Origin of the sequence: Rathayibacter sp. AY1B5 (assembly GCF_002932795.1) — a bacterium.
GTDB lineage: Bacteria > Actinomycetota > Actinomycetes > Actinomycetales > Microbacteriaceae > Rathayibacter.
Genome location: NZ_PSWM01000011.1, coordinates 79,603 through 102,145 on the forward strand (window position 1 = coordinate 79,603; position 22,543 = coordinate 102,145).

A 22,543-nucleotide genomic window follows, 5' to 3' on the forward strand; every position below is an offset into this window, starting at 1 on the left:
CTCCCCTGCTGTACCGCCCCGACCGGCACTGCACCCGACCTGCAGTGCCGCCACCTCTGAAGGACGACCGACGAGATGCATCACAGCGTGAGAACCGGGACTGTCCCGACCGCCGGGCTCGTGCTGGCGAAGGCCGCGCAACCGCACGGCCTCGCCGAGGAGAAGGACGACGGAGCAGCCGGGAGCGCAGCTGCGGTCGGAGCGCACGACCTCCTGCTGATCAACGGCAACGCCCTCCCTCTCTCCTGAGCGTTTCCCTGCAACGTCCGGATGAGCCCACGACCCGATCGTCCGACGACCATGTCGAGCCTCCGCACCTCTGGAGCTGCCCTGGCTACGATGCCCGGACGCGCACGCCGGCCGTGACCGGCCCACCCGGACCCTCCCGTTGCAGCAGGAGGCCGCCGTTCCCCAGGAGACATCCGTGATGCGCCTCGATCGATTCCTCGTGTCCCTGGCACGCCCTACGCGGTGCACGAACCGCTGCGGAGCCTGCGGGCTCGACTGCAGCATCGACGTCTTCATCCTGATCGCGCTCGCGACCGGAGAGAACCGAGACGAGTCCCGCCTGCGAGCAGTTCTCGACCTCCGCTCCGGCGACCGCGTCGATGTCGTCGAGGTGCGCAAGCGCCTCCTCCGGCTCTCACGCCACGGTCTGGTGCTCCTCGAGAGAGGCAGGAGGACCCCGCTGCAGCGCATCGAGCGCTTCTCGATCACGCGCGACGGCCGGGCCTTCCTGGCGTCCCACGCCAGAGCGCTCGACCTCCTCGCCGAGGAGATCCACGTCGCGCTGCTGTCCCGCTGACGAGCGGAGTGCCTGTGCGGGCGCACGCGGGACGTCTCCTGGTCGGCCGTCGTCGGATCGGTCGTGTCGGTGACGTTCGCGACCGTGCTGCCGTGGTGCGAGGCGATGGCGGCGCTCCTCGAGGAGGCCGTCCCTGCTACATCCTCAGCAGTGTGAGGCCGGCCTGGGGCTCGGCTCGACCCAGGAGCCGGGTCCGGGGACAGGCCTGTCCTGATCCTCGACCGCAGAAGGAAGAGTCTCGGTCCCGGTCAAGCTCCTCCCGGCCGGGACCCGCCTCGCGCCGGAAAGTGCCCTTCGTGCATCACCCCGGGCTGGAGAGCTGGATGATCTCGGAGATCACCGCGGCTCGAGTGTCGTCCGGTATCCGATCACCGCCGAGGGAGTGGTGCGACCACAGGCCGTCCGCAGCAAGACAGGCGATGAACTGGCGGAGAGCGATCGGATCGGCCGCGGTCTCCTCTGCGGAGGGCGTCCACCGTCGGCGCACCTCCGCTACCGGCGCTCGGAGAGCGGTGTCGCTGCCCGTGGCCTGGAGGAGTCCGATCTGCATGCGCGTCGACGGCGTCAGGGCGACGGTGACGTAGGCGGTCACGCGCTCCGTCAGGGTGGCCTCGTCCGCCGTCTTCCCCGCGACGTCGATCAGCTGGGCTTCCCAGCCGGCCGCGACGTGCTCCTGGAGAGCACGGGCGAGATCGGCTCGATCGCGGAAGTGGTACATCATTCCACCGCGTGTCAGCCCAGCCTCTTCGGCAGTCGCTTCGAGCGTGACGCGGACAGATCCTTCCCGTGCCGCGACGCGGACCGCTGCGTCGAGGATCCGAGTCCGGTTGTTGGGTCGCGTCGCGCGAGGAGACGTCCGAGGAGAAGGCAGGACCTCCTCACCGCTGGGCGGGTTCGATTCCATGTCGTGATCGATTCCGCCGCTCCCTCGGTCCGAGTGAGCGGCTAGGGATGGTGGGTGCTGAGGCGGCCCGGAGGGTGGCGACGCGTCGCCGCACGAGCGGGTGCGACAGCGTCGGCCGCCAGTCTGCCATCCTCTCCTGCCGACGTCGGAAGGTGAGGCTCGACCCCCTCGGTGTCGGGCCGTCCTGACGACGGACCGCACCCGGAGGGATGGCTCTCTCGGTCGACGAATCAGGGAGAAACTGTACATTCATGATTGTAAACTTGTGGTACCGTGATCGCCTGCCCAGCTTCAGAGCTGCGGGCGGTCAGGTGCACTGCCGGTGCGGGATCCGAGGCTGAAAACCTCCAGCGACTTCATTCCTCAGAAGCCTGGAGGTTTCTCCATGTCCAGAATCGCGGACAAGCCGAACGCCCGCTGGTGGGCGCTCGCCGTTCTCGCCATGACCCAGCTCGTCGTCGTCCTCGACACGATGATCGTCACCATCGCCCTGCCTCAAGCCCAAGCGGATCTGGGGATGAGCGACAGCCTGCGCCAGTGGGTCGTCACCGCCTACGCCCTCGCTTTCGGAGCACTTCTCCTTCTCGGCGGTCGGATCGCCGACTACGGGGGCCGGAAGCGCACCTTCATGGTGGGGATGACCGGTTTCGGAGCCGCCTCGCTCTGGGCCGGACTGGCTCAGAGCGGTATGGAGCTCGTCATCGCCCGCGGTGTCCAGGGCGCGTTCGCAGCGCTGCTCGCCCCCGCCGCGCTCGCCATGCTCACCGTCACGTTCACCCACGGCAAGGAACGCAATCTCGCCTTCGCCGTCTTCGGCACGGTCGCCGGATCCGGAGCCGCCATCGGCCTGATCCTGGGCGGCGTGCTCACCGAATTCACCGACTGGCGCTGGTGCCTCTTCGTCAACCTGCTCTTCGTCGCCTTCGGCCTCGTCGGCGGGGCTCTCGTGCTTCGCGAGAGCAAGGCGGACGGAGACAATCGCCACGACGTCTGGGGAACCGTCACGGTGGCCCTGGGACTGGGCGCGATCGTCTACGGGTTCACGCGGGCCGAGCACGGATGGGGCGCGATCGATACCGTCGCCGTCCTCGCACTCGGCATCGTCCTGCTGACCGTCTTCGTGCTCATCGAACGCACGGTCGACCAGCCCCTGCTGCCCCTGCGCGTCATCCTGCGTCGCGTGCGAGGCGGCGCGATCCTGATTCAGGCCGCGAACGGCGCCGTGATGATCGGGGCCATCCTCTACCTCGCGTTCTACTTCCAGATCGTCCTCGGAATGGGGCCGCTGACGGCCGGGCTCGCGAACCTCGCCATGACCGTCGCGATCATGGCGTTCTCGCCCGTCACCACGAAGATCCTCAACACGTTCGGCCCCCGACCCCTGATGATCGTCGGGCCGCTCGTCTCGGCAGCAGGGCTCTTCCTGCTCCTCGGCATCACCCCGGACGGGAACTACTTCCTCCAGGTCCTGCCCGCCCTGGTCGTGCTCGGGATCGGACTCTCCATGCTCTTCGTACCCGTCCAGAACCTCGCCCTTCTCGGGGTCGAGAACGAGGACGCCGGAGTGGCCTCAGCCGTCGTCAACTCCGTGTTCCACATCGGCGGATCCATCGGGCTCGCGGTGTTCACCGTGTTCTACGCGAGTACCGCGGACTCCGCCGTGGCGTCCCGAACGGCCGAACTCGCCGCGTTCACCGACGGCTACAAGGCGGTGTTCCTGGCTGCCGCAGTGACCATGGTCGCCGCCTCCGTCATCGGACTCCTCCTCATCCGAGGGACGAAGGAGGACCTCGACCCCGCCTGGGACGAGGCGGAGGTGGCCCTCGTCCACTGAGACGATGCCGAAGGGGCGGGCCGGTTCGTGCAGCAGCGACAGACCGGCTCGCCTCTTCCCGTCCGACTCGCGACACCCCGTACCTCGTCGACCGACGACCTCCCCTCGATGAGGGAGTCGGTCGTGGATCGCAACGGTCCGGTCGTCCGACGCGGCCGCGTCATCCGGTGGGTCTTCTCCCGCGATGCCGGCTGCACCGCCGAGATCATCGAGGGCCGCGACCCGTTCGCCCGGCACATCACCACAGAGAGGAACGACGACGCCCGGCCGCCCTCAGATGAGGGGCGGCCGGGCGTCGTCGGTCGAAGGAGCCGGTCAGGTCATCCGCAGCGGAGCGCCGGGTAGGCGGCGCTCACGGGAGCGGAGGCACTGCCGACGGTGGCGACCCCCTGGACGGTGCCGGCGGTGACCGAGGCGGCCCGCGTGGTCACGGCCAGCGAGGCGGTCCGGCCCGCGTCGATCTGCTGCGTCTTCGCGCCCCACAGGGTGTTCCAGCGGAGGTCGGCGGTCGACGCGGCCTTGTTGACGGTGGTCAGCGTGACCACCACCTTGCCCGCGACGCAGCGAGCCGCTGCCGTGGCGGTGACGGGCACAGCCGGCGCCTTCACGGTGATCGTCGCCGTGACGGTGCGGTTGGCCGAGGCCACCTCCTGCTCCTTCGAGAGCGAGAGGTCGAGCCGGCCGCTCGCGCGGATGTTCACGCCCTTGAACCAGGTGTTGCGGTCCGAGTCGAACAGGCCGCCCGCGTTCTGCGGGTCGGTCGCCGTGTGCGGGTCCGGGTAGGGGCGGGCGTGGTAGGCGAGGAGCAGGTTGCCCGACTCGTCCTCGACGAACGAGTTGTGCCCGGTACCGGCCTGCTGGCGCGAGAAGTACTGCGTCTCGTCCGCGCCGAGACGGCCCAGGTAGGTGTCCTCGGTGTCCAGTACGGGGAACGCGGTCTGCGTCCACGTCGCGGGGTTGAGGAGGTCGGCGTTCGCATCGGCCGTGAGCATGCCGAGCGAGTAGTACTTGTCGACCGTTCCGCCCGAGTAGGTGAGGTACATGCGTCCTCCCTTGGACACGATGAACGGCGCCTCGACGACGCCCTGGTCGCTGCCCTCGGTGGTGTCGGACGGGGTCGGCGAGCGCTTGCCCGACTCCCACGGCTGGCTCTCGCCGTAGATGCGGCTGACCGCACCGGAGACCAGCGGGACGGTGCCCTTGGGTCCCATCGTCGCCTTGGCGAGTGAGAGCGTGTTGCCGTTGGGCAGGATCCAGTAGCCCTGGGTGGCGCCGTTCTCCTGGCGGTCGATGTAGCTGACGTCGAAGGCCGCGCCCTCGAGGACGACCGGCTCGCCCCACTTCGTCTTGTCGAGGAAGCCGCCCGCGGCGATCGAGGCGTCGGTCCCGGTGTAGGGGATCAGGACGGTGTTGTCGCACCAGCCGCCCACCGGCGCGTAGCCCTTGTTCATGCCGGCGACGATCCACCAGGTGCCGTTGATCTTGTGGAACTCCTGCGCCCAGATGTATCCGCCCCAGCCGTAGAAGGTGTTCGGGTACTGGCTCTGGAGGCCGGGCGTGCCGGCGTCGGGGTCGATCACGATCTGCTCAGGAGCGGAGTCGAGACCGGCGATGGTCTTCGAGCGCTTAAGGCCGATCTTGCGGTAGCTGGAGCTCTCCTCGATCGGGCCGAGGGAGTCCTGGCCGTAGTGCGAGCCCGTGAGGTAGTAGTAGCCGTCGTCCTCGTTGAAGAAGACGTGCGGATCCGCGCGGGCCTCGTTGACCATCGCCTCGGGGTCCTGCTGGACGGCGCCGGTGACCTGGTAGGTCCCGGGACGCGAGGTGTCGACGGCGGTGGTCAGATCGTCCTGCCAGTCGACGTTGAGCGACTTGGTCGAGCCGTCGTTGTACTCCATCACGGCCTGCCCCGGGAGCGCTGCGGCGATCGCAGCGGATCCGGCGCCGGAGTCGACGGAGCCGCTGAGCGACTTCACACCGGTGTTCTTCAGGTCGACGTACTCGCGGTAGAACGTGCCGAACTCGGACGAGGTCAGCGTCGTCTCGCCGGCCTGGCCCTGGGTGAACCAGGCGGGGAGACCCGAGCCCTGGACACCGGGGACGCGGGCGTCGGCGCGGGTGGTCGCTCCGGGAGCGGTGCCGGAGGCGAGGTCCGTGAACAGCGTCACGCGGCCCTCGGTGGTGAGCAGATCGGTCCAGAACAGCTTGTAGACGCCGAGGGCGGAGTCGAAGACGATCCGCGGGTCGGTCACGACCGAGCCCGGCGCGACCCGGAGGACGCGCTGGTCGCGGAAGGTGCGGCCGTCGGCGGAGCTCCAGAGGTAGACGGAGTCCGTCGCGTTGTTCTGCGACGAGACCGCGCCGAGCGAGCCGTCCTTCGAGCGGAACAGCAGCGGCGAGCCCATCTGGGCGTTCGGGCGCTGCGCCTGGTCGCCGTCCTTGAGGACGGAGAGGATCGACTGCGAGCGGTTCAGCGGCTCCCAGGTGGTCGCGCCGGCGGGCAGTGCGGCCGTGAAGAGCGAGTCCGCGCGACGGTCGTCGTTGTAGGCCAGCGGGTCGTCCTTCACTCCGTTCGTCGTGGTGACGGTCTTGACGGAGGTGGCGATGCGCCCACCGGGCACGGCGAGGGTGCTGTCCCACGCGTAGGTCTGCCCGGCGACGGCTGCCTGGAGGCGGACGGCGACGGGAGCGGTGAGGCCCGAGAGGTTCACGGCGCCGGTGGAGGAGACGCGCGCGGCGCCGGCGCCGGAGGCGGTCCAGGTCACGGTGTTCCCGAGCACCTGCGCGGGCAGGTCGCCGAGCACGGTCGTGGGGACGTCGAGTGCTGCGCGCAGGTCGGTCGCCACGGTGCTGCTGGTCGCGCCCAGCTCTGCCCCGGTCAGGGCGCGGTCGTAGACGCGCAGGTTGTCGAGGAGACCGGTGAAGTACTCCCCGCCGCCCCAGTTGGCCTTGCCGACCTGCAGGACTCCGCCGGTCGATCCGAGGACCGTCGCGAGCGAGGGGCCGGCCGTCGTGACGGCCACGGGCTTCGCGTCGACGTAGAGGCGGGCGGTGCCGGCGCTCAGGACGAGGTCGACGTGCTTCCACTCCGTGCTGCTCGGGCCGGTGAGGTTGCCCGAGGAGTCGCGGGCGCCGCTGTTGGCGTACCGCTCGACGGTGATGCCGGTCGTCCGGTCGAGGACGCCGACGTACTTCTCCTGGGCGTAGTCCTGGGTCGCGGCCGAGCGTGCGGCGAAGACCGACCAGCCGACGTTGTCCGCGGCGGCGGGCTTGGAGTCGTACGACAGGGTGACGGAGTCGCGCCCCTTCAGCAGCGGCTGCCCGTCGGTCCCGGTGAGATCGAGCCAGAACGAGGACGACAGCGAGACGGCGCTGCCCTGCCCGGTGCGCCCGGCGACGAGGGTCGGCGTCCCCTTCACGGCGGCGCGGGTCGACCTGTCGGTGAAGGCGCCTCCGCTCGGGGCGGTGTCGAAGGTGAAGTCCGCGAGCAGGCTCTGCGCGGGGGTGGTCGCCGCTGTCGCGGCGACGGCGACCGGCACGGCGGCGCCGGCGGCGAGGGCGATCGTCGCGGAGGCGGCGAGGGTGGCGGCGAGCAGGCGCGAGCGCCTGCCTCCGCCCGGGGGTCGTGACGTCATCGTCGACGTGTCCTCTCGGGTTCTGCAGCGAACCGGTGGGCGGACGGGGGATCCCGCCTGCGGTGTGGTCTCCGCACGGTACCGGCGATTGTTCACGGTAACAAGAGAGCACGGCCTACCTGTTGCGAAATACCCACACCGAGGCGAAGGCCCGGATGAGCAGAACGCCGCAGAGGGTGGGCCGACAGCGCGCGCGCCTGCCCCCCCGCCCGGTCAGTGCCCGCGCGCGATCCACTCCTCGCGGTGCGGGGCCTCCGCTCCGATCGTCGTCGAGTCGCCGTGGCCGGTCCGGACGACCGTCTCGGCGGGCAGCGTCAGCAGGCGATCGGTGATCGAGTCGATGATCGTCGGGAAATCGCTGTAGGAGCGGCCGGTGGCCCCCGGGCCGCCCTGGAAGAGCGTGTCGCCGGTGAACACCGTGCCGAGCGCCTCGGCGACGAAGCAGACCGCTCCGGGGGTGTGGCCCGGGGTGTGGCGCACCTCGAGCGCGATGCCGGCGACGGGCACGACCTGACCGTCGACGAGGCCGCCGCTCGGCGCGGTGCCCGGGTGCACGGCGTCCCAGAGCATCCGGTCGGCCTCGTGGAGCAGCACCGGGGCGCCGGTCGCCGCACGCACGCCCTCGACCGCGTCGAGGTGGTCGTCGTGCCCGTGGGTCAGCAGCACGGCGAGGAGCCGGCGCTCGCCGACCGCCGCGAGGATCGCCTCCGCGTCGTGGGCCGCGTCGATGACGACGCACTCGGAGTCGTCGCCGACGATCCAGACGTTGTTGTCGACGTCCCAGGTGCCGCCGTCGAGACTGAACGTGCCGCTCGTGACGAGTCGCTCGATCCGTGCGCCCATCAGAGCACCACCACCGAGCGGAGCACGTCGCCGCCGGCCATCGTGGTGAAGGCCTCCTCGATGTCCTCGATCCCGATCCGCTCGCTCACGAACTCGTCCAGCGGCAGGCGCCCCTGGAGGTAGAGGCCGGTCAGCATCGGGAAGTCGCGCTCGGGCAGGCAGTCGCCGTACCAGCTCGACTTCAGCGAGCCGCCGCGGCCGAAGACGTCGAGCAGGGGGATCTCGAGGGTCATCTCGGGAGTCGGCACCCCGACCAGCACCACGGTCCCGGCGAGGTCGCGGGCGTAGAACGCCTGACGCCAGGTCTCGGGGCGGCCCACGGCGTCGATGACGACGTCCGCTCCGAAGCCGTTCGTCAGGGCCTGCACCGCTGCGACGACGCCCGCCTCGTCGAGGCCGCTGGAGTCGATGACGTGCGTGGCGCCGAGCTTCTCGGCCGCGACCAGCTTCTTGGGGTCCCGGTCGATCGCGATGACCGTGCCGGCGCCCGCGAGAGCGGCGCCGACCACGGCGGCCGTGCCGACTCCTCCGCAGCCGATGACCGCGACCGAGTCGCCGCGGGTCACGTTCCCGGTGTTCATCGCCGCGCCGAGGCCGGCCATGATCCCGCAGCCGAGCAGGCCCACCGCGGCGGGGTCCGCCTCCGGATCGACCTTCGTGCACTGCTTCGCGTGCACCAGGGTCTTCTCGGCGAAGGCCCCGATCCCGAGGGCGGGGCTGAGCTCGGTGCCGTCCTCCAGGGTCATCCGCTGCGTCGCGTTGAAGGTGTTGAAGCAGTACCAGGGCTCGGCCCGGGTGCAGGCCCGGCACTCGCCGCAGACCGCGCGCCAGTTGAGGACCACGAAGTCGCCGACCGCGACGTGGGTGACGCCCTCGCCGATCGCGCTGACCCGACCGGCCGCCTCGTGCCCGAGGAGGAAGGGGAAGTCGTCGCTGATCCCGCCCTCGCGGTAGTGGAAGTCGGTGTGGCAGACACCGCAGGTCTCGATGTCGACCACGGCCTCGCCCGGGCCCGGGTCGGGGACGACGATGTCGACGAGCTCCACGGGAGCGCCCTTCGACCGGGCGATGACGCCGCGCACAGTGGTGGGCATGGGGGCTCCTTCGACGGGGGCGTGCAGGTCCGCTCCACAGTAACGACCGCGGGAGGCGGGTGCGCCGGGTGGACGCGGGCGCTCCCGCCCTCTCCGGGGCCGGGCCGCCCGCCTCGCGTACCGCGACCCTGACAGTCGGTAGGGTGCGGGCCATGCGCACTCTGTACCCCGAGATCGAGCCCCACGACTCCGGCATGCTCGACGTCGGCGACGGCCACTCGCTCTACTGGGAGGTCTCGGGCAACCCCGAGGGCAAGCCCGTCGTGTTCCTGCACGGCGGCCCCGGAGCCGGCACCTCGCCCGCCCACCGCCGACTGTTCGACCCCGAGAAGTACCGCATCGTGCTGTTCGACCAGCGGATGTGCGGCCGCTCCACGCCGCACGCCGGCGAGCCGGAGGCCGACCTCTCGACCAACACCACCTGGTACCTCGTCACCGACATCGAGCGCCTCCGCGAGCACCTCGGCGTCGAGCGCTGGCTCGTGCTCGGCGGCTCCTGGGGCTCGACCCTCGCCCTCGCCTACAGCGAGACCCACCCGGAGCGAGTCAGCGAGATCGTCCTCCGCGGCATCTTCACCCTCCGCCGCGCCGAGCTCGAGTGGTTCTACGAGGGGGGCGCCGCCGCGGTCTACCCGGATCTCTGGGAGGGCTACACCTCCGTCGTCCCGGCCGGCGAGCGGGGCGGCCTCATCGAGGCGTACTATCGCCTCCTCCACGACGCGGACCCCGCCGTGCACGGTCCCGCCGGCGTCGCCTGGACCACCTGGGAGGCGTCGACCATCACCCTCCTGCAGAAGCCGGAGCTGATCGCGGACTGGTCCGATCCCGTCTTCGCGCTCGCCTTCGCCCGAATCGAGAACCACTTCTTCGTGCACAAGGGCTGGCTGGAGGAGGGGCAGCTCATCCGCGACGCCGGCGTCCTCCGCGACATCCCGGCCGTCATCGTGCAGGGCCGCTACGACATGTGCACGCCGGCCTTCACCGCCTGGGACCTGCACCGGGCCTGGCCCGAGGCCGACTTCCGGATGATCGCCGACGCGGGCCACGCCTTCGACGAGCCGGGCATCCTCGACGCGCTGATCGAGGCGACGGACCGCTTCGCGTCGTGACGGTCGGCCCGTCCGCGGCTCGCGGCCGGGAGGCGCGGGGCGTCAGCGCCTGAGCGTCCCGCGCCCGGTGCCGTCGCGCCCCGGGAGCGGGTCTACCCTGATCAGATGCGCGCGGACGACTCCTCCGGGATGGAGGACTGGCCCACCGGCCGGCTGCTCTCCACCGCCTCCCGGATGGTCGAGCACGCCTGGCACGGCGCCCTCGCCGAGATCGGCCTCACCCACGCCGGACTGATCGTGCTGCACCTCCTGCAGGCGGGCCCCGTCGCGCAGAAGGAGCTGGCCGCCTCGGCCCACGTCGAGGTGCAGACCATGTCGCGCACCATCGAGCGCCTCGAGCGCGAGGGGCACGTCTCGCGCACCACGGATCCGTCCGACCGCCGCCGGCAACTGGTCGCGCTCACCGCCGCGGGCAGCGAGGCCTGGCGCCGGGCGCACCGCCTCGAGGTCGACATGTTCCCGGGCTCGCTCGAGCACGGCCCCCTGCGCGAGGCGCTGCTCGAGATCATCCGCTCTGCCAGCGAGTCGCGCTGGGGCTGACCGCAAGCCCGAGCGGCGCCCTTCCGCGGAGCGCTAGCTTCGTCCGCATGACCTTCAACGACGACTCCCAGCTCAGCGGCGGCAAGGTCCGCCGCCGAGGCCGCACCACCGGCATCGCCGTCGGCGGAGGCGCGGTGGGTGTGGTCGTGCTCGCGCTGCTCTCCCAGCTGCTCGGCGTGAACCTCTCGGGCCTCGGCGAGGTGTTCGGCGGAGGAGGCTCCTCGCCGGAGGGCGTCACCTCCACCGCGGTGGCCTGCGACAGCGGCGCCGACGCCAACACGCAGGTCGACTGCCGCCTCGAGGGCGCGGCCGAGTCGCTCGACCGCTACTGGGGCGAGCAGACGCCCACCCTCGGAGTCGCCTACACGACCCCGACCGGCGTCGACCTGTTCGAGGACCAGACCACCACCGGCTGCGGGAGTGCGACCGCCGCGGTCGGCCCGTTCTACTGCCCGCCGGACCGGACGATCTACCTCGACACCGACTTCTTCGACGAGCTGCGCACCCGGTTCGACACCTCGGGCGGATCGCTCGCGCAGATGTACATCCTCGCCCACGAGTGGGGCCACCACATCCAGAACCTGACCGGCGCGATGGAGTCGGCGGATCGCTCCGGCACCGGCCCCGAGTCGGATTCGGTGCGCCTCGAGCTGCAGGCCGACTGCTTCGCCGGCGCCTGGGTGGGCGACGCCTCGACGGTGCCCGACGAGACCGGCACCCCCTACCTCAAGCCGGTGACGGCGCAGGAGTACCAGGACGCGCTCGGCGCCGCGGCCGCCGTCGGGGACGACCGCATCCAGGAGCAGGCCACCGGCACCGTCGACCCGGAGGGGTGGACGCACGGCTCGGCCGAGCAGCGCCAGCGCTGGTTCCAGGCCGGCTTCGAGGGCGACGCCACCAGCTGCGACACCTTCAGCGCTTCGCAGCTCTGACCGCGCGGCGCCGCCCCCGCGCGTGCGCTCTGCAGGCTTCCGTGCGATCTGCAGGCCCGCGTGCGCTCTGCAGGCTCCCGGAGTGCGATCTGCAGGACTCGGTGCGTTGTGCAGGCTCCCGGAGTGCGATCTGCAGGACTCGGTGCGTTGTGCAGGCTCCCCGGGTGCCGTCTGCAGGACTTCCGAGTGAAAGAGCGCTCTCCTCCGCGGGAGCCCGTCGGCGACAGCTGTGATCCCCTGCAGATCGGACACCCGCCTGCAGATCGCACACCCGCCTGCAGATCGGACACCGCCTGCAGATCGGACACCCGCCTGCAGATCGCACACCCGCCTGCAGATCGGACACCCGCCTGCAGATCGCACACCCGCCTGCAGATCGGACACCCCCTGCAGATCGGTCACCCCCCTGCAGATCGGTCACCCCCCTGCAGATCGGTCACCCACCCCCCCTGCAGATCGCACGTCGTCCTGCAGATCGCACGCCCCCCTCGCGCCTCAGGACACCGAGTCGGCCGGCTCCTCCATGTACCACTCCGTGAACGAGCGCGCCCGCCCGTCCGGCGCGAAGCGGATCACCCAGAGATTCAGATAGGTGCGGTCGCCCGGGTAGACGGTGCGCGCCTCCACCACCGCGGTCTCCTCCGTCAGCGCGACCAGCCCCCACGCGAACGTGGGATCCGCGGGCTCCTCCTCCGCCAGCCACCACTCCACGATCGCGTCGCGCGGAGTGATCGCGTCGCGGTGCGGTGCCGTGAAGTACTCGGCGTCCTCGGTGAACAGCGCTTCCACGTCGGCCGCGTCGTCCGTGGCCCAGGCCTTCTCGTAGCCGGCGATCCAGCTCTCGATGTCGATCATCCGCCCATCCTCGTCCTGCCCGACGCGCGCGGGAAGGAGCGGGAGGGAACAAAGCGGTGACCCCTGCTGTTGAGCCCCGAGCCGGTGGAAAGCAGAGCCGAGCGATACGATCCCGCCGACGACGGCCCGCCCGCCGCCGCGGTCCGGGTGCGCGTCCGCCGCCGACACGAAGGACAGCCGTGCCCGACTCCGACAGACGCTCCCTGACCCGCTCGCCGGACCCGCGCCTCATCACCGCCGTCCTCGCCTTCGCGGGGATGAGCGCCTCCTTCATGCAGACCCTGGTCGTCCCGATCCAGTCCGAGCTGCCGACGCTGCTGGGCGCCGACCGCACCGAGACCGCGTGGGTGATCACCGCCACGCTGCTGAGCGCCTGCATCCTCACCCCGGTCTCCGGCCGGCTCGGGGACCTCTACGGCAAGCGGCGGATGGCCGTGGCCGCGCTGGTCGTGCTCGTGATCGGCTCGATCGTGTGCGCCTTCGCGGGCGACGTCTGGACCCTGGTCGTGGGCCGGGCCCTTCAGGGAGCTGTGATGGGCGTCATCCCGCTCGGCATCTCGATCCTCCGCGACACCCTCCACCGCGACCGGCTCCCCGGCGCGATCGCCCTGGTCAGCGCGACCCTCGGCATCGGCGGCGCGCTCGGCCTGCCGCTCAGCGCCCTCATCGCGCAGAACACCGACTGGCACGTCCTGTTCTGGATGTCCGCGGGCCTCGGCGTCCTCGACATCGTCCTCGTCCTCCTGGTCGTCCCCGTATCGACGCTGCGCTCGCCCGGCACCTTCGACGTGGTCGGCACGATCGGCCTCGCCATCGGCCTCAGCGGCGTGCTGATCGCGGTCTCGCGCGGCAACGACTCCGGCTGGACCAGCCCCGCGATCCTCGGCTCCGGCCTCGGCGGCATCGCCGTCCTGCTGCTCTGGGGCTGGTACGAGCTGCGGCAGGAGAGCCCGCTCGTCGACCTCCGGGTGGCCGCCCGCCCCGCCGTGCTCTTCACCAACCTCGCCTCGGTGGCGGTCGGGTTCGCGTTCTTCGGCGCCCAGATCACCCTGCCGCAGCGTCTCGAGCTCCCCGCCGCGTCGGGCGTCGGCTTCGGCCTGAGCCTGATCGTGGCGAGCCTCGTCCTCGCGCCGTCGGGCCTGGCGATGATGGCCACATCGCCGCTCGCCGCCCGTCTCTCGGCGCAGTCCGGGCCGCGGCTCGTGCTGATCGCCGGCTCCGCGCTGATCGCGGTCTCGTACCTCCTGATCCTCCCGTTCGGCGGCGAGGTGTGGCAGATCCTGGTGATCAACGCGCTCATCGGCGTCGGCCTGGGCCTCGCCTACGCCGCGATGCCGACGCTCATCATGCACGCCGTCCCCGCCTCGGAGACCGCCGCGGCGAACGGGCTGAACTCGCTGATGCGGACCCTCGGCACGACGCTCTCCTCCGCGGTGACCGCCGGCGTGCTCGCGCAGCTGACCGTGCCGGTCGGCGACCTGCAGCTGCCGAGCTCGCAGGGCTTCGAGACCACGTTCGTGATCGGAGCGATCGGGGCACTGGTCGCCGTCGCCCTCGGCCTGCTCATCCCGCGGGCGCCCCGAGCCGAGGCGCGGCCCGCTCTGCCCTGACCGTTCCGCGCTACCTCGGCTGAGAGCCACCGGCCTCCCCTCCTCGAGGAGGCCCCCCACTCCTGGCTGACGTCGTGCCGGGCGCTACTCGTCCTCGAGAAGCATCCGCTCGATCTGCAGCTCGCGCAGCCGCGTCGACGTCTGCAGGTGCTCGCGCGCGGTCAGCACCAGGCGGCACAGGAGCACCAGCAGGACGATCGCGAGCACCGCGAACGCCGTCACGACGACTCCGTACAGCGCGGTCAGGACTCCCCAGGTCTGCATCATCCCTCGACGCTACGGAGCCGCGTCCGACCCCGCGTCCCCCGCCCGGCGGAGAGCCGAGCCCGCGCGGAGGCCCCGGTGGAGACCCGGGCCCCCGCGGACACCCGCGGGGAACCGCGCGGACGCCCCGGCGAAGACCCGAGCCCGCGCGGACGCCCCCGCGCCGGGCTCAGCCCGCGAACGCCCCGCGGTACGCCCGCGCCGGATGCGTCGCCGGCAGCTCGTCCGTCCCGAACAGCTTGCGGCGCAGCGTCCCCTCGGCGTACTCGGTCTGCGCGAGGCCCCGCTCCTGGAGCACCGGCATCACCCGGTCGACGAACTCCTCGTAGCTGCCGGGCAGGATCCAGTTGACGACGTTGATCCCGTCGATCCCCGCGTCGCGCCAGCCCGCCAGGTGGTCGGCGATCTGCTCCGGAGTGCCGACGACCCGTCCGCGCAGCTTCGCCGAGAGCCGGGCCAGATCGCGGACGGTCGGTTCGCGGTCGGGGGAGGCGTCGCGGATCCACTGCAGGTGGCTCTGGCCGGCGTAGGTCTCGATCGCCGAGAGCGGCAGGTCGGGGTCGAGCTTCTCGCCCGTCGCCGGGTCGAAGCCGAGGTTCGAGTGCACGAGGAACGCGTCGGAGGAGAGGTACTCGTCGATCTCGCGCTCGGCCCGGCGCGCCTCCTCCTCCGTGTCGCCGGTGATGAAGGAGAGGCCCAGGTAGAAGGAGGGCGCTCCCTCGCCGCGCCCGGCCGCCGCGGCGAGGGCCCGCGTGTCCTCGATCAGCTCGCGGGTCTTCTCCGGCGACCCCGAGAACACGAACTGCGCCTCCGCGTTCCGCGCGGCGAAGCGCCGGCCCGCGGGGGAGGAGCCGGCCTGGAAGAGCACGGGGGTGCGCTGCGGCGACGGAGCCGAGAGGTGCGGCCCCTGCACGCGGTAGCGCTTCCCGACGTGGTCGATGCGGTGGATGCGCGCCGGATCGGCGAACGAGCCGCTCTTGTCGCGCAGGAGCGCGCCGTCGTCCCACGAGCCCTCCCACAGCTTGTAGACCACGTCGAGGTACTCCTGCGCCCAGGCGTAGCGCTCGTCGTGCTCCTCGAGCCGGTCGTAACCGAAGTTGCGGGCCGCGCCGTCCAGAGCGCTGGTGACGATGTTCCAGGCGATCCGCCCCTGCGAGAGGTGGTCGAGGGTCGAGACCTTGCGGGCGAAGTCGAACGGATGCGACTGCAGCACCGAGCTCGTGAACGCGAAGCCGAGGTGCTCGGTGCTCACCGCCAGGGCCGAGAGCAGCACGACCGGGTCGTTGCTGGGCAGCTGCAGACCCTCCCGGGCGTTGACGTCCCAGTCGCCGTCGGCCGGCCCGTAGAGCCCCGCTACGTCGGCGAAGAACATCGCGTCGAAGCGGCCGCGCTCCAGCGTCCGGGCGAGGTCGATCCAGAGCTGCACGTCGTCGAACTCGTGCTGCCGGGCGTCGGGGTGGCGCCAGAGGCCGTGCTGGATGTGGGAGGCGGTGTTCATGACGAACGCGCAGAAGCGCAGCGGGCGGGGCTCGGAGTTCACGCTCCCAGGCTAGGCCGGGCGCCTCCCACCGGACTCGAACGACTCCGCGCGTAGGGTGTCCGACTGTGGAATCCCGCATCCCCGAACCCGCGCACGCCGTCCCTCCGCTGACGGACGCCGTCGCCGAGGCGCTCGACGCCAGCACCGTCGCCGAGATCCGCGCCCTGCGGGACGATTTCGCGCGGTTCATGCTCCAGTACAAGTTCGGGATGGACGAGATCGTCACGAAGGTGTCGATCCTGCAGGAGGAGTTCCGCGAGCTGCAGGAGTACAACCCGATCGAGCACGTCACGAGCCGGCTCAAGTCGGCCGACAGCCTGATCGAGAAGATCGAGCGCAAGGGCTGCGAGACGACCTTCGAGGGCATCGCCGACGCGATCACCGACATCGCCGGCGTCCGGATCACCTGCAGCTTCGTCTCGGACGTCTACCGCGTCTTCGACCTGCTCACCTCGCAGTCCGACGTGACGGTGCTCGAGGTGAAGGACTACATCGCCGAGCCGAAGGAGAACGGCTACAAGAGTCTGCACGCGATCGTCGAGGTGCCGGTGTTCCTCTCCGGCGGATCGGTCGACGTCTGCGTGGAGGTGCAGTTCCGGACCATCGCGATGGACTTCTGGGCGAGCCTGGAGCACAAGATCTACTACAAGTACGACCGCCAGGTCCCGCAGGAGCTCCTCGACGGCCTCGCCGACGCGGCCCGCACCGCCGCCACCCTCGACGCCGACATGGAGCGCCTCCACCGCCAGGTCCGCGGCGAACTGCCGGGGGCGCGCACTTACGACGTCTGAGGCGTCGCCGGGTCTCGATACGCCGCTTCGCGGCTACTCGACCACCAGGGAGCCTTGCTGATCGAGTAGCGCGCGCAGCGGGCGTATCGAGATCCGTGTTGTGTCGCTGGTCTCGATACGCCGCTCCGCGGCTACTCGACCACCAGGGCCCGTCGCGGCCGGCGTCCTCGCACCAGGGCCGGCGCCGCCCGCGCGACCACCAGAGAGCCTTGCTGATCGAGTAGCGCGCGCAGCGGGCGTATCGAGATCCCCCCTACGGAGTCAGCAGCGGCAGCAGCGCCAGCAGCAGCACCGCGGAGCCGTTCAGCGTCGCGTGCGAGACGATCGCCGCTCCGAGCCGCCCGGTGATCGTCGCGATCCAGCCGTGCGCGAGTCCCGCGGTGACCGTCGTCACGCCGAGCGTCACGATCGTGGCCGGGTTCACCATCTGGTGCCCGTGCAGCAGAGCGAACACAGCGGTCGACGCCAGCACGCTGAACACCATCGCCCAGATCCGCCGGCCCCGGGTGGGCGCCCACTCCGAGCGCCCGCGCAGCATCCGGTTCCGCACCGCGCGCATCACCACGCCGCGGCAGAGCACCTCCTCGACCAGCGGCGCGACCACGACGGGGATGAGGACCGAGCTCAGCACGAACCACAGCGGGTCGGGGTCGATGTCGAGGTTCCCCTGCGCGTCCTGGAGGAGCGGAGCGAACGCGGCGAGCACGAACAGGATCACGACGCGCACCGCGATGCCGAGCCCGATCCCGATGGGCACGTCGATCCAGCGGAACCGCAGCCCGAAGTCGGCCGCCATCGTGCCCAGCCCCCGCAGCCGCGACGCGGCGAACGGCACGATCAGCGCGACGAGGTAGCTCGCGAGCGCGCCCGCGAAGGCGAGGCCGGCGGAGTAAGGGAGCACTCCGAAGCCGAACAGCAGGATGAGGACGGCCAGCGGCAGGACGATCCCGACGATCGTGAGCACGGCGGTCGGCAGGCCCCACCGCACGCGCGGGTCGGGCAGATAGAGGAGGGAGGAGTAGGGCGCGTGGACCGAGGGCCGAGGCTCGACCGGCCCGGGCGGCTCCGCCTGCCGCGCGGACCCCGGCTGTGGCGTGGGCGTCGGTCCCGAAGGCGCCGGCCACGAAGGCGCCGGCCAGGACGCCGCCGACCCGGAAGGCGCCCTCGCGGAGTCGGGCGCGAGCGTCGCGGGATCGGGCGGCGGGAAGGCGTCGGGTTCCATGGCCGGGCCAGCCTACGCAGACCGCCTGGATGCGATCCGGGCCGCTCGACGCCGGCCCGCCCACGGATCGGCGGCCACGGCGGAGCATCGCGCCGTTGGGCGTGACGACCCCCGGGTACGAAGAAACCCCCGCCATGTAGAAGCTAGGCGAGGGTTCCAGTGGCTCCGACGGGCGTCGATCCCGTGACCTCACGATTTTCAGTCGTGCGCTCTACCAACTGAGCTACAGAGCCGTTGCGACGAGACGTCGCTGGAGAGGTGATCTCCTGAAAAAGGCCCTTCCTCTCGGAAGGGCCCCTTTGCGACCCTGACGGGACTTGAACCCGCGACCTCCGCCGTGACAGGGCGGCACGCTAACCAACTGCGCTACAGGGCCTCGTTGCGAAGACAAGCATACTGCCTTCGAGGCTGTTCTATTTTCACGCCCCGACCCTCTCGAGCCGGTGCACTTGCCGGTGGTGCTGGTAGTCCTGGTGGTGCTGGCAGTACCGACCCATCCGTGACCCCAACGGGATTCGAACCCGTGCTGCCGCCGTGAAAGGGCGGTGTCCTAGGCCACTAAACGATGGGGCCGGAGACTCGCGGGGCGACCCTGCGGCCGACCCCCCATGACTACCGACACGCAAGCATAGGGGGCCGCGGCGCAGGATGCAAAATCGACGGTTCCGCAGGCGGCGTGCACCCCGTCCGGGGTTGACCCGGGTCTAGGAGATCGGGCAGGGCCGCGGTTAGGGTGGGGCGGAATCGCTCTTCCCACCCACCCGCGCGCCGGAGCCGCACCGCCGCGGAGGGAGGGTCCCCCTATCCCCGAGGTCCCATGCCCCACTCCCTGCGCCGTCCGCGTCCCGCCCGCCTCCCCGGCGCGCCGCGACTCGGGCGACTCCGAGGTGCTGCCCTGGCCTCCGCCGTCGTCGCGCTCGTCGCCGGCCTGCTCGTCGCCACTCCCGCCCAGGCGGTCGAGTACCCGTCCTGGGCCGACGTCGAGGCGGCGAAGGGCGACACGGCCGCCGCCGCCGCTCAGGTCGACCGGATCACGTCCCTGATCGGCGACCTCCAGAGCGAGGTCGCCTCCGCCCAGCAGCTCGCGCAGCAGCGCGGCGACGAGCACTTCGCCGCTCAGCAGGCGTTCGACGAGGCCTCGGACCAGTCGAAGAAGCTCGAGGACCGGGCTGCCGCCAGCGCCGAGGAGGCCGACAAGGCCTCGCAGCAGGCGGGCCTGCTCGCCGCGCAGCTCTACCGCAGCACCGGCACCGACCTGTCCGTCAACATCTTCCTCGACCAGAAGACCGGCCAGGCCGACCAGCTGCTGTCGAAGATCGGGAGCATGACCAAGCTGGTCGAGCGATCCTCCGCGATCTACGAGCAGGCCAGCACCGCCCGCAACACCGCGTCCTCCCTCGCCGACCAGGCCGAGGTCGCGCAGACCGAGCGCGAGCGCCTCCGCGTCGCCGCGGAGCAGAAGCTCGCCGAGGCGACCGCCGCCCAGGAGGCGTCCGAGGCCGCGCTCGCCGAGCAGCAGGAGCAGAGCGTCGTGCTCGAGCAGCAGCTCGCCGCGCTCCGCGACACCGAGTCGAAGACCGTGGCCGACTACGAGGCCGGCGTCGCCGCCCGCGAGGCCGAGCGCCTCCGCAAGCTCGCGGAGGAGGAGGCCGCTCGTCAGGCCGCCGCCCAGGCCGAGGCCGCGCGCCGCGAGGCCGCCCGGGCCGCAGCCGCGTCCAGCGGCGGCGGCGGCGGCGGATACGTCGCCCCCTCGGGCGGCGGCGGCTCCAGCGCCGTCAGCGACTCCGGCTGGGTCCGCCCCGCCGGGGGCCGCGTCACCGGCACCTTCGGCCCGCGCGACAGCATCTCGACCGGCGGAGGATCCTCCGGCTCGTACCACCGCGGCACCGACCTCGCGGGCGGCTGCGGCATCCCGATCTTCGCGGCGCACAGCGGGACCGTCTCCTACGCGGGCCCCAACGGCACCTACGGCAACTGGGTGCTGATCGACCACGGCAGCGGCATCAGCACCGGCTACGCCCACATCATGTCCGGCGGGATCTACGTCCGCGTCGGCCAGCAGGTCCAGGCCGGCGAGCAGATCGCCGCTGTCGGCTCGACGGGCGCCTCCACCGGCTGCCACCTGCACTTCGAGACCCGCGTCAACGGCTCCGCCGTCGACGCCCAACCGTTCATGGCCCAACGAGGAGTCACCCTTGGCTGACGCACAGACGACCGCACGCACCTTCACCCCGGCACCCCGGGAGCGCGCCTGGAAGGGCCGCCTCCCGCTCGTCATCTCCGCCGCCTTCGCGGTCACGGCGGTCACCGCGTCCCTCGGCATCACCCCGGCCCTCGCCGACGACGCGAAGTACCCCTCGTGGGACGACGTGCAGAACGCCAAGAAGGACGAGGCGAGCAAGCAGGCCGAGATCGACTCGATCACCGGCCTCATCACGAGCCTGCAGACCGCGGTCGACGAGAAGTCGATCACCGCGATGAAGAAGGCCGAGGCCTGGCGCCAGGCCAAGGAGGCGCTCGACGCCGCTGCGGAGGCCGTCGCCGACCTCGAGGAGAAGGCGACCACCGCCTCCGCCAAGGCCCAGACCTCGAAGATGCGCGCGGGCCTGCTCGCCGCGCACCTCTCGCGCGCCGCCGGCGGCGACCTCTCCGCCAGCCTCGTGGCCAAGGGCGAGGACGCAGGAGACCTGCTCTACCAGCTCGGCGCGATGTCGCAGCTCTCGGAGCAGTCGCAGAAGGTCTACGCCGACGCCCTCGCCGACAAGCAGAACGCGGAGTCGCTCGGCGACCAGGCCGACCGCGCCGTCACCGAGCACCAGGCGCTCTCGGACGAGGCCGACGCCGCCCGCAAGGACGCCGACGCCGCCGCCGAGTCCGCTCGCGCGTCGCTCTCGGCGCAGGAGGAGAAGTCGCAGGAGCTGGTCGCCCAGCTCGCGCTGCTGAAGGACTCCTCGGTCGAGGTCGAGACCCAGTACCTCGCGGGGGAGCAGAAGCGCCAGGCCGACGAGGCCGCCGCTCAGGCGCAGGCCGAGGCGGAGGCCGCCGCGCAGGCGCAGTCCACCGCCCGCTCCGCCCAGCAGCAGTCCTCGGCTCCCGCCGCCGCCCCCTCGCGCCAGACCGCGTCCCTCCCGCAGCCCGCCGCTCCGCAGCCCGCGCAGCAGCAGCCCGCTCCGGCTCCGGCTCCGGCCCAGCCCGCTGCGCAGCCGGTCGCCCAGCCGGCGGCTCAGCCGCTCCCGCAGCCGGTCACCGCTCCGGTCCTGGTGCCGACCAGTGGCGCCGTCGAGAACGCGATCTCGTACGCGATGGCGCAGCTCGGCGAGGAGTACGTCCTCGGCGGCATGGGCCCGGACCAGTGGGACTGCTCGGGCCTCACCAAGGCGTCGTACGCCTCCTCGGGCATCTACATCGGCACCCACTCGGCGACGAACCAGTACAACACCATGGCCGGCGCCGGCAAGCTCGTCCCCTACAGCCAGCGCCAGCGCGGCGACCTGATCTTCTGGGGCGGCGGCGGGGACTACTACCACGTGGCCATCTACCTCGGGAACAACCAGATCATCGAGGCCGCCGACTACGGCAAGCCCGTGCGCATCTGGAACACCTGGGGCACGCCCGCCGGCATGGTCGGCCGCCCGGCCGCCTGAGCCGCGGCCGCACCGCGCAACGAGAGAACCCCCTCCTGTCGAGACGACGGGAGGGGGTTCCTTCGTTGGTGCGGGAGGTCAGTGACCCTCTTCGGCCAGCTTCTTGATGCCGTCCTGGACGATCTGCTCCGCCTCGGCGGCGTCGCCCCACGCGTCGACCTTGACCCACTTGCCGGGCTCGAGGTCCTTGTAGCGCTCGAAGAAGTGCTTGATCTCGTTCTTCGTCTGCTCCGGGACGTCGCCGATGTCCTGGATGTGCTGCCAGCGCGGGTCCTTCGCGGGGACCACGACCACCTTCGCGTCGGAGCCGGCCTCGTCGCTCATGTTGAGCACGCCGACCGGGCGGACGGAGACGCCCACGCCCGGGAAGACGGGGTACTCGAGCAGCACCAGAGCGTCGACGGGGTCGCCGTCGAGGCCGAGGGTGTTCTCGAAGTACCCGTAGTCCGTCGGGTAGACGAAGGAGGTGAAGAGCACGCGGTCGAGGTAGACGCGACCGGTCTCGTGGTCGACCTCGTACTTGTTGCGGCTCCCCTTGGGGATCTCGACGACGACGTCGTATGCGGCCATGCTCTCTCCTTGAGTCGGTGGCGCCGTGAGCGGCGCATCGGCGGACGGATTCGGCCTCCGGAACGCTCGCGCGGGTGCGCGCGCGGGAGGGGCGGATCGCTGGCATTACGTTACTTGATGTGCCCGATCGCCCCCGCCTGACCCCCGCCGTCGCCGATCTGCGGCGGGCGGTGCGCGAGAGCCTCGACGAGCTCGACCCCGGAGCGCTCGTGCTGGTCGCGCTGAGCGGGGGAGCGGACTCGCTCGCGCTCGCGGCGGCGGTCGCCTTCGAGGCCCCGCGGGGCGGGAGGCGGGCCGGCGCGGTGATCGTCGACCACGGGCTGCAGGAGGCGTCGGCCGAGGTCGCGCGGCGGG

General features: G+C 71.5%; 20 protein-coding genes and 3 tRNA genes. 11 read left to right on the forward strand and 12 right to left on the reverse strand.

Going from position 1 to position 22,543, the window contains the following annotated elements:
* Positions 1-87: 87 nt before the first annotated feature.
* Positions 88-249, forward strand: a complete 162-nt coding sequence (locus C5D44_RS18055) for a hypothetical protein (RefSeq protein WP_181118478.1) — start codon at positions 88-90, stop codon at positions 247-249.
* Positions 250-424: 175 nt separating this feature from the next.
* Positions 425-805: a hypothetical protein gene (locus tag C5D44_RS09020; RefSeq protein WP_146088014.1), complete on the forward strand. Its 381-nt coding sequence runs from the start codon at positions 425-427 to the stop codon at positions 803-805.
* A gap of 301 nt (positions 806-1,106) precedes the next feature.
* On the opposite strand, the gene C5D44_RS09025 is transcribed toward C5D44_RS09020, so the two are convergent.
* Complete coding sequence (locus C5D44_RS09025) at positions 1,107-1,958, reverse strand: TetR/AcrR family transcriptional regulator (RefSeq protein ID WP_104281450.1); 852 nt, start codon at positions 1,956-1,958, stop codon at positions 1,107-1,109.
* Positions 1,959-2,094: 136 nt separating this feature from the next.
* Between C5D44_RS09025 and C5D44_RS09030 the strand changes: the two genes are divergently transcribed.
* Complete coding sequence (locus tag C5D44_RS09030) at positions 2,095-3,543, forward strand: MFS transporter (RefSeq protein ID WP_104281451.1); 1,449 nt, start codon at positions 2,095-2,097, stop codon at positions 3,541-3,543.
* A 320-nt stretch (positions 3,544-3,863) separates the two neighbouring features.
* Here the strand turns inward: C5D44_RS09030 and C5D44_RS09040 are convergent, their stop codons facing one another.
* The 3 genes from C5D44_RS09040 to C5D44_RS09050 all read right to left on the reverse strand — a co-directional run bounded on the left by C5D44_RS09040 (position 3,864) and on the right by C5D44_RS09050 (position 9,112).
* On the reverse strand, positions 3,864-7,175 hold the full coding sequence (locus C5D44_RS09040) for a family 43 glycosylhydrolase (protein ID WP_104281452.1): 3,312 nt from the start codon (positions 7,173-7,175) through the stop codon (positions 3,864-3,866).
* 213 nt (positions 7,176-7,388) lie between these two features.
* The gene (locus C5D44_RS09045; protein ID WP_104281453.1) at positions 7,389-8,018 is read right to left on the reverse strand and encodes an MBL fold metallo-hydrolase; all 630 of its coding nucleotides are present in this window, start codon (positions 8,016-8,018) and stop codon (positions 7,389-7,391) included.
* Complete coding sequence (locus C5D44_RS09050) at positions 8,018-9,112, reverse strand: S-(hydroxymethyl)mycothiol dehydrogenase (RefSeq protein WP_104277179.1); 1,095 nt, start codon at positions 9,110-9,112, stop codon at positions 8,018-8,020. The genes C5D44_RS09045 and C5D44_RS09050 overlap by 1 nt, the downstream gene beginning before the upstream one ends.
* Before the next feature lie 152 nt (positions 9,113-9,264).
* Between C5D44_RS09050 and pip the strand changes: the two genes are divergently transcribed.
* The 3 genes from pip to C5D44_RS09065 all read left to right on the forward strand — a co-directional run bounded on the left by pip (position 9,265) and on the right by C5D44_RS09065 (position 11,693).
* Complete coding sequence (pip, locus tag C5D44_RS09055; RefSeq protein ID WP_104281454.1) at positions 9,265-10,221, forward strand: prolyl aminopeptidase; 957 nt, start codon at positions 9,265-9,267, stop codon at positions 10,219-10,221.
* A 105-nt stretch (positions 10,222-10,326) separates the two neighbouring features.
* Positions 10,327-10,761: a MarR family winged helix-turn-helix transcriptional regulator gene (locus C5D44_RS09060; protein WP_104277181.1), complete on the forward strand. Its 435-nt coding sequence runs from the start codon at positions 10,327-10,329 to the stop codon at positions 10,759-10,761.
* A gap of 47 nt (positions 10,762-10,808) precedes the next feature.
* Positions 10,809-11,693: a neutral zinc metallopeptidase gene (locus C5D44_RS09065; RefSeq protein WP_104277182.1), complete on the forward strand. Its 885-nt coding sequence runs from the start codon at positions 10,809-10,811 to the stop codon at positions 11,691-11,693.
* A 495-nt stretch (positions 11,694-12,188) separates the two neighbouring features.
* Here the strand turns inward: C5D44_RS09065 and C5D44_RS09070 are convergent, their stop codons facing one another.
* A complete protein-coding gene (locus C5D44_RS09070) occupies positions 12,189-12,548 on the reverse strand; it encodes a nuclear transport factor 2 family protein (protein ID WP_104277183.1) in 360 nt (119 codons plus the stop codon).
* A gap of 179 nt (positions 12,549-12,727) precedes the next feature.
* On the opposite strand from C5D44_RS09070, the gene C5D44_RS09075 reads away from it, so the two are divergent.
* The gene (locus C5D44_RS09075) at positions 12,728-14,158 is read left to right on the forward strand and encodes an MFS transporter (RefSeq protein ID WP_258067393.1); all 1,431 of its coding nucleotides are present in this window, start codon (positions 12,728-12,730) and stop codon (positions 14,156-14,158) included.
* Between the two features lie 84 nt (positions 14,159-14,242).
* Here C5D44_RS09075 and C5D44_RS09080 read toward each other — a convergent pair whose 3' ends face one another.
* Complete coding sequence (locus C5D44_RS09080; protein WP_104277184.1) at positions 14,243-14,425, reverse strand: hypothetical protein; 183 nt, start codon at positions 14,423-14,425, stop codon at positions 14,243-14,245.
* 166 nt (positions 14,426-14,591) lie between these two features.
* Positions 14,592-15,920 (reverse strand): NtaA/DmoA family FMN-dependent monooxygenase, encoded by a 1,329-nt coding sequence (locus tag C5D44_RS09085; protein ID WP_104281458.1) that lies wholly within the window; start codon positions 15,918-15,920, stop codon positions 14,592-14,594.
* A 230-nt stretch (positions 15,921-16,150) separates the two neighbouring features.
* Between C5D44_RS09085 and C5D44_RS09090 the strand changes: the two genes are divergently transcribed.
* Positions 16,151-16,753: a GTP pyrophosphokinase family protein gene (locus tag C5D44_RS09090; protein ID WP_104277193.1), complete on the forward strand. Its 603-nt coding sequence runs from the start codon at positions 16,151-16,153 to the stop codon at positions 16,751-16,753.
* 253 nt (positions 16,754-17,006) lie between these two features.
* Here C5D44_RS09090 and C5D44_RS09095 read toward each other — a convergent pair whose 3' ends face one another.
* From C5D44_RS09095 to C5D44_RS09115, 4 genes are all read right to left on the reverse strand, one after another.
* Complete coding sequence (locus C5D44_RS09095) at positions 17,007-17,741, reverse strand: CPBP family intramembrane glutamic endopeptidase (protein ID WP_104281455.1); 735 nt, start codon at positions 17,739-17,741, stop codon at positions 17,007-17,009.
* A gap of 394 nt (positions 17,742-18,135) precedes the next feature.
* Positions 18,136-18,208, reverse strand: a tRNA-Phe gene (locus C5D44_RS09105).
* A gap of 69 nt (positions 18,209-18,277) precedes the next feature.
* A tRNA-Asp gene (locus C5D44_RS09110) sits at positions 18,278-18,351 on the reverse strand.
* A gap of 124 nt (positions 18,352-18,475) precedes the next feature.
* A tRNA-Glu gene (locus C5D44_RS09115) sits at positions 18,476-18,548 on the reverse strand.
* A gap of 244 nt (positions 18,549-18,792) precedes the next feature.
* Here C5D44_RS09115 and C5D44_RS09120 point away from each other — a divergent pair.
* Both C5D44_RS09120 and C5D44_RS09125 read left to right on the forward strand, forming a co-directional pair.
* Positions 18,793-20,178 carry a peptidoglycan DD-metalloendopeptidase family protein gene (locus tag C5D44_RS09120; protein ID WP_104277186.1) on the forward strand — a complete coding sequence of 462 codons (1,386 nt, stop codon included), beginning with the start codon at positions 18,793-18,795 and terminating at the stop codon, positions 20,176-20,178.
* The gene (locus C5D44_RS09125) at positions 20,171-21,619 is read left to right on the forward strand and encodes a C40 family peptidase (protein WP_258067930.1); all 1,449 of its coding nucleotides are present in this window, start codon (positions 20,171-20,173) and stop codon (positions 21,617-21,619) included. Before C5D44_RS09120 ends, C5D44_RS09125 begins: the two co-directional genes overlap by 8 nt.
* Before the next feature lie 78 nt (positions 21,620-21,697).
* Here the strand turns inward: C5D44_RS09125 and ppa are convergent, their stop codons facing one another.
* Positions 21,698-22,189, reverse strand: a complete 492-nt coding sequence (gene ppa, locus C5D44_RS09130) for an inorganic diphosphatase (RefSeq protein WP_104277187.1) — start codon at positions 22,187-22,189, stop codon at positions 21,698-21,700.
* Between the two features lie 119 nt (positions 22,190-22,308).
* Between ppa and C5D44_RS09135 the strand changes: the two genes are divergently transcribed.
* Positions 22,309-22,543 (forward strand): ATP-binding protein (locus C5D44_RS09135; protein WP_308471644.1); only part of this gene is annotated, 235 nt, incomplete at its 3' end.

What these genes read in the sequence shown, in the direction of transcription:
- C5D44_RS09025 (WP_104281450.1), bottom strand. Translation starts at nt 1,958, where the DNA reads ATGTACAGTTTCTCCCTGATTCGTCGACCGAGAGAGCCATCCCTCCGG.
- C5D44_RS09030 (WP_104281451.1), top strand. Translation starts at nt 2,095, where the DNA reads ATGTCCAGAATCGCGGACAAGCCGAACGCCCGCTGGTGGGCGCTCGCC.
- C5D44_RS09040 (WP_104281452.1), bottom strand. Translation starts at nt 7,175, where the DNA reads ATGACGTCACGACCCCCGGGCGGAGGCAGGCGCTCGCGCCTGCTCGCC.
- C5D44_RS09045 (WP_104281453.1), bottom strand. Translation starts at nt 8,018, where the DNA reads ATGGGCGCACGGATCGAGCGACTCGTCACGAGCGGCACGTTCAGTCTC.
- C5D44_RS09050 (WP_104277179.1), bottom strand. Translation starts at nt 9,112, where the DNA reads ATGCCCACCACTGTGCGCGGCGTCATCGCCCGGTCGAAGGGCGCTCCC.
- pip (WP_104281454.1), top strand. Translation starts at nt 9,265, where the DNA reads ATGCGCACTCTGTACCCCGAGATCGAGCCCCACGACTCCGGCATGCTC.
- C5D44_RS09060 (WP_104277181.1), top strand. Translation starts at nt 10,327, where the DNA reads ATGCGCGCGGACGACTCCTCCGGGATGGAGGACTGGCCCACCGGCCGG.
- C5D44_RS09065 (WP_104277182.1), top strand. Translation starts at nt 10,809, where the DNA reads ATGACCTTCAACGACGACTCCCAGCTCAGCGGCGGCAAGGTCCGCCGC.
- C5D44_RS09070 (WP_104277183.1), bottom strand. Translation starts at nt 12,548, where the DNA reads ATGATCGACATCGAGAGCTGGATCGCCGGCTACGAGAAGGCCTGGGCC.
- C5D44_RS09080 (WP_104277184.1), bottom strand. Translation starts at nt 14,425, where the DNA reads ATGATGCAGACCTGGGGAGTCCTGACCGCGCTGTACGGAGTCGTCGTG.
- C5D44_RS09085 (WP_104281458.1), bottom strand. Translation starts at nt 15,920, where the DNA reads ATGAACACCGCCTCCCACATCCAGCACGGCCTCTGGCGCCACCCCGAC.
- C5D44_RS09090 (WP_104277193.1), top strand. Translation starts at nt 16,151, where the DNA reads ATGCTCCAGTACAAGTTCGGGATGGACGAGATCGTCACGAAGGTGTCG.
- C5D44_RS09120 (WP_104277186.1), top strand. Translation starts at nt 18,793, where the DNA reads ATGCCCCACTCCCTGCGCCGTCCGCGTCCCGCCCGCCTCCCCGGCGCG.
- ppa (WP_104277187.1), bottom strand. Translation starts at nt 22,189, where the DNA reads ATGGCCGCATACGACGTCGTCGTCGAGATCCCCAAGGGGAGCCGCAAC.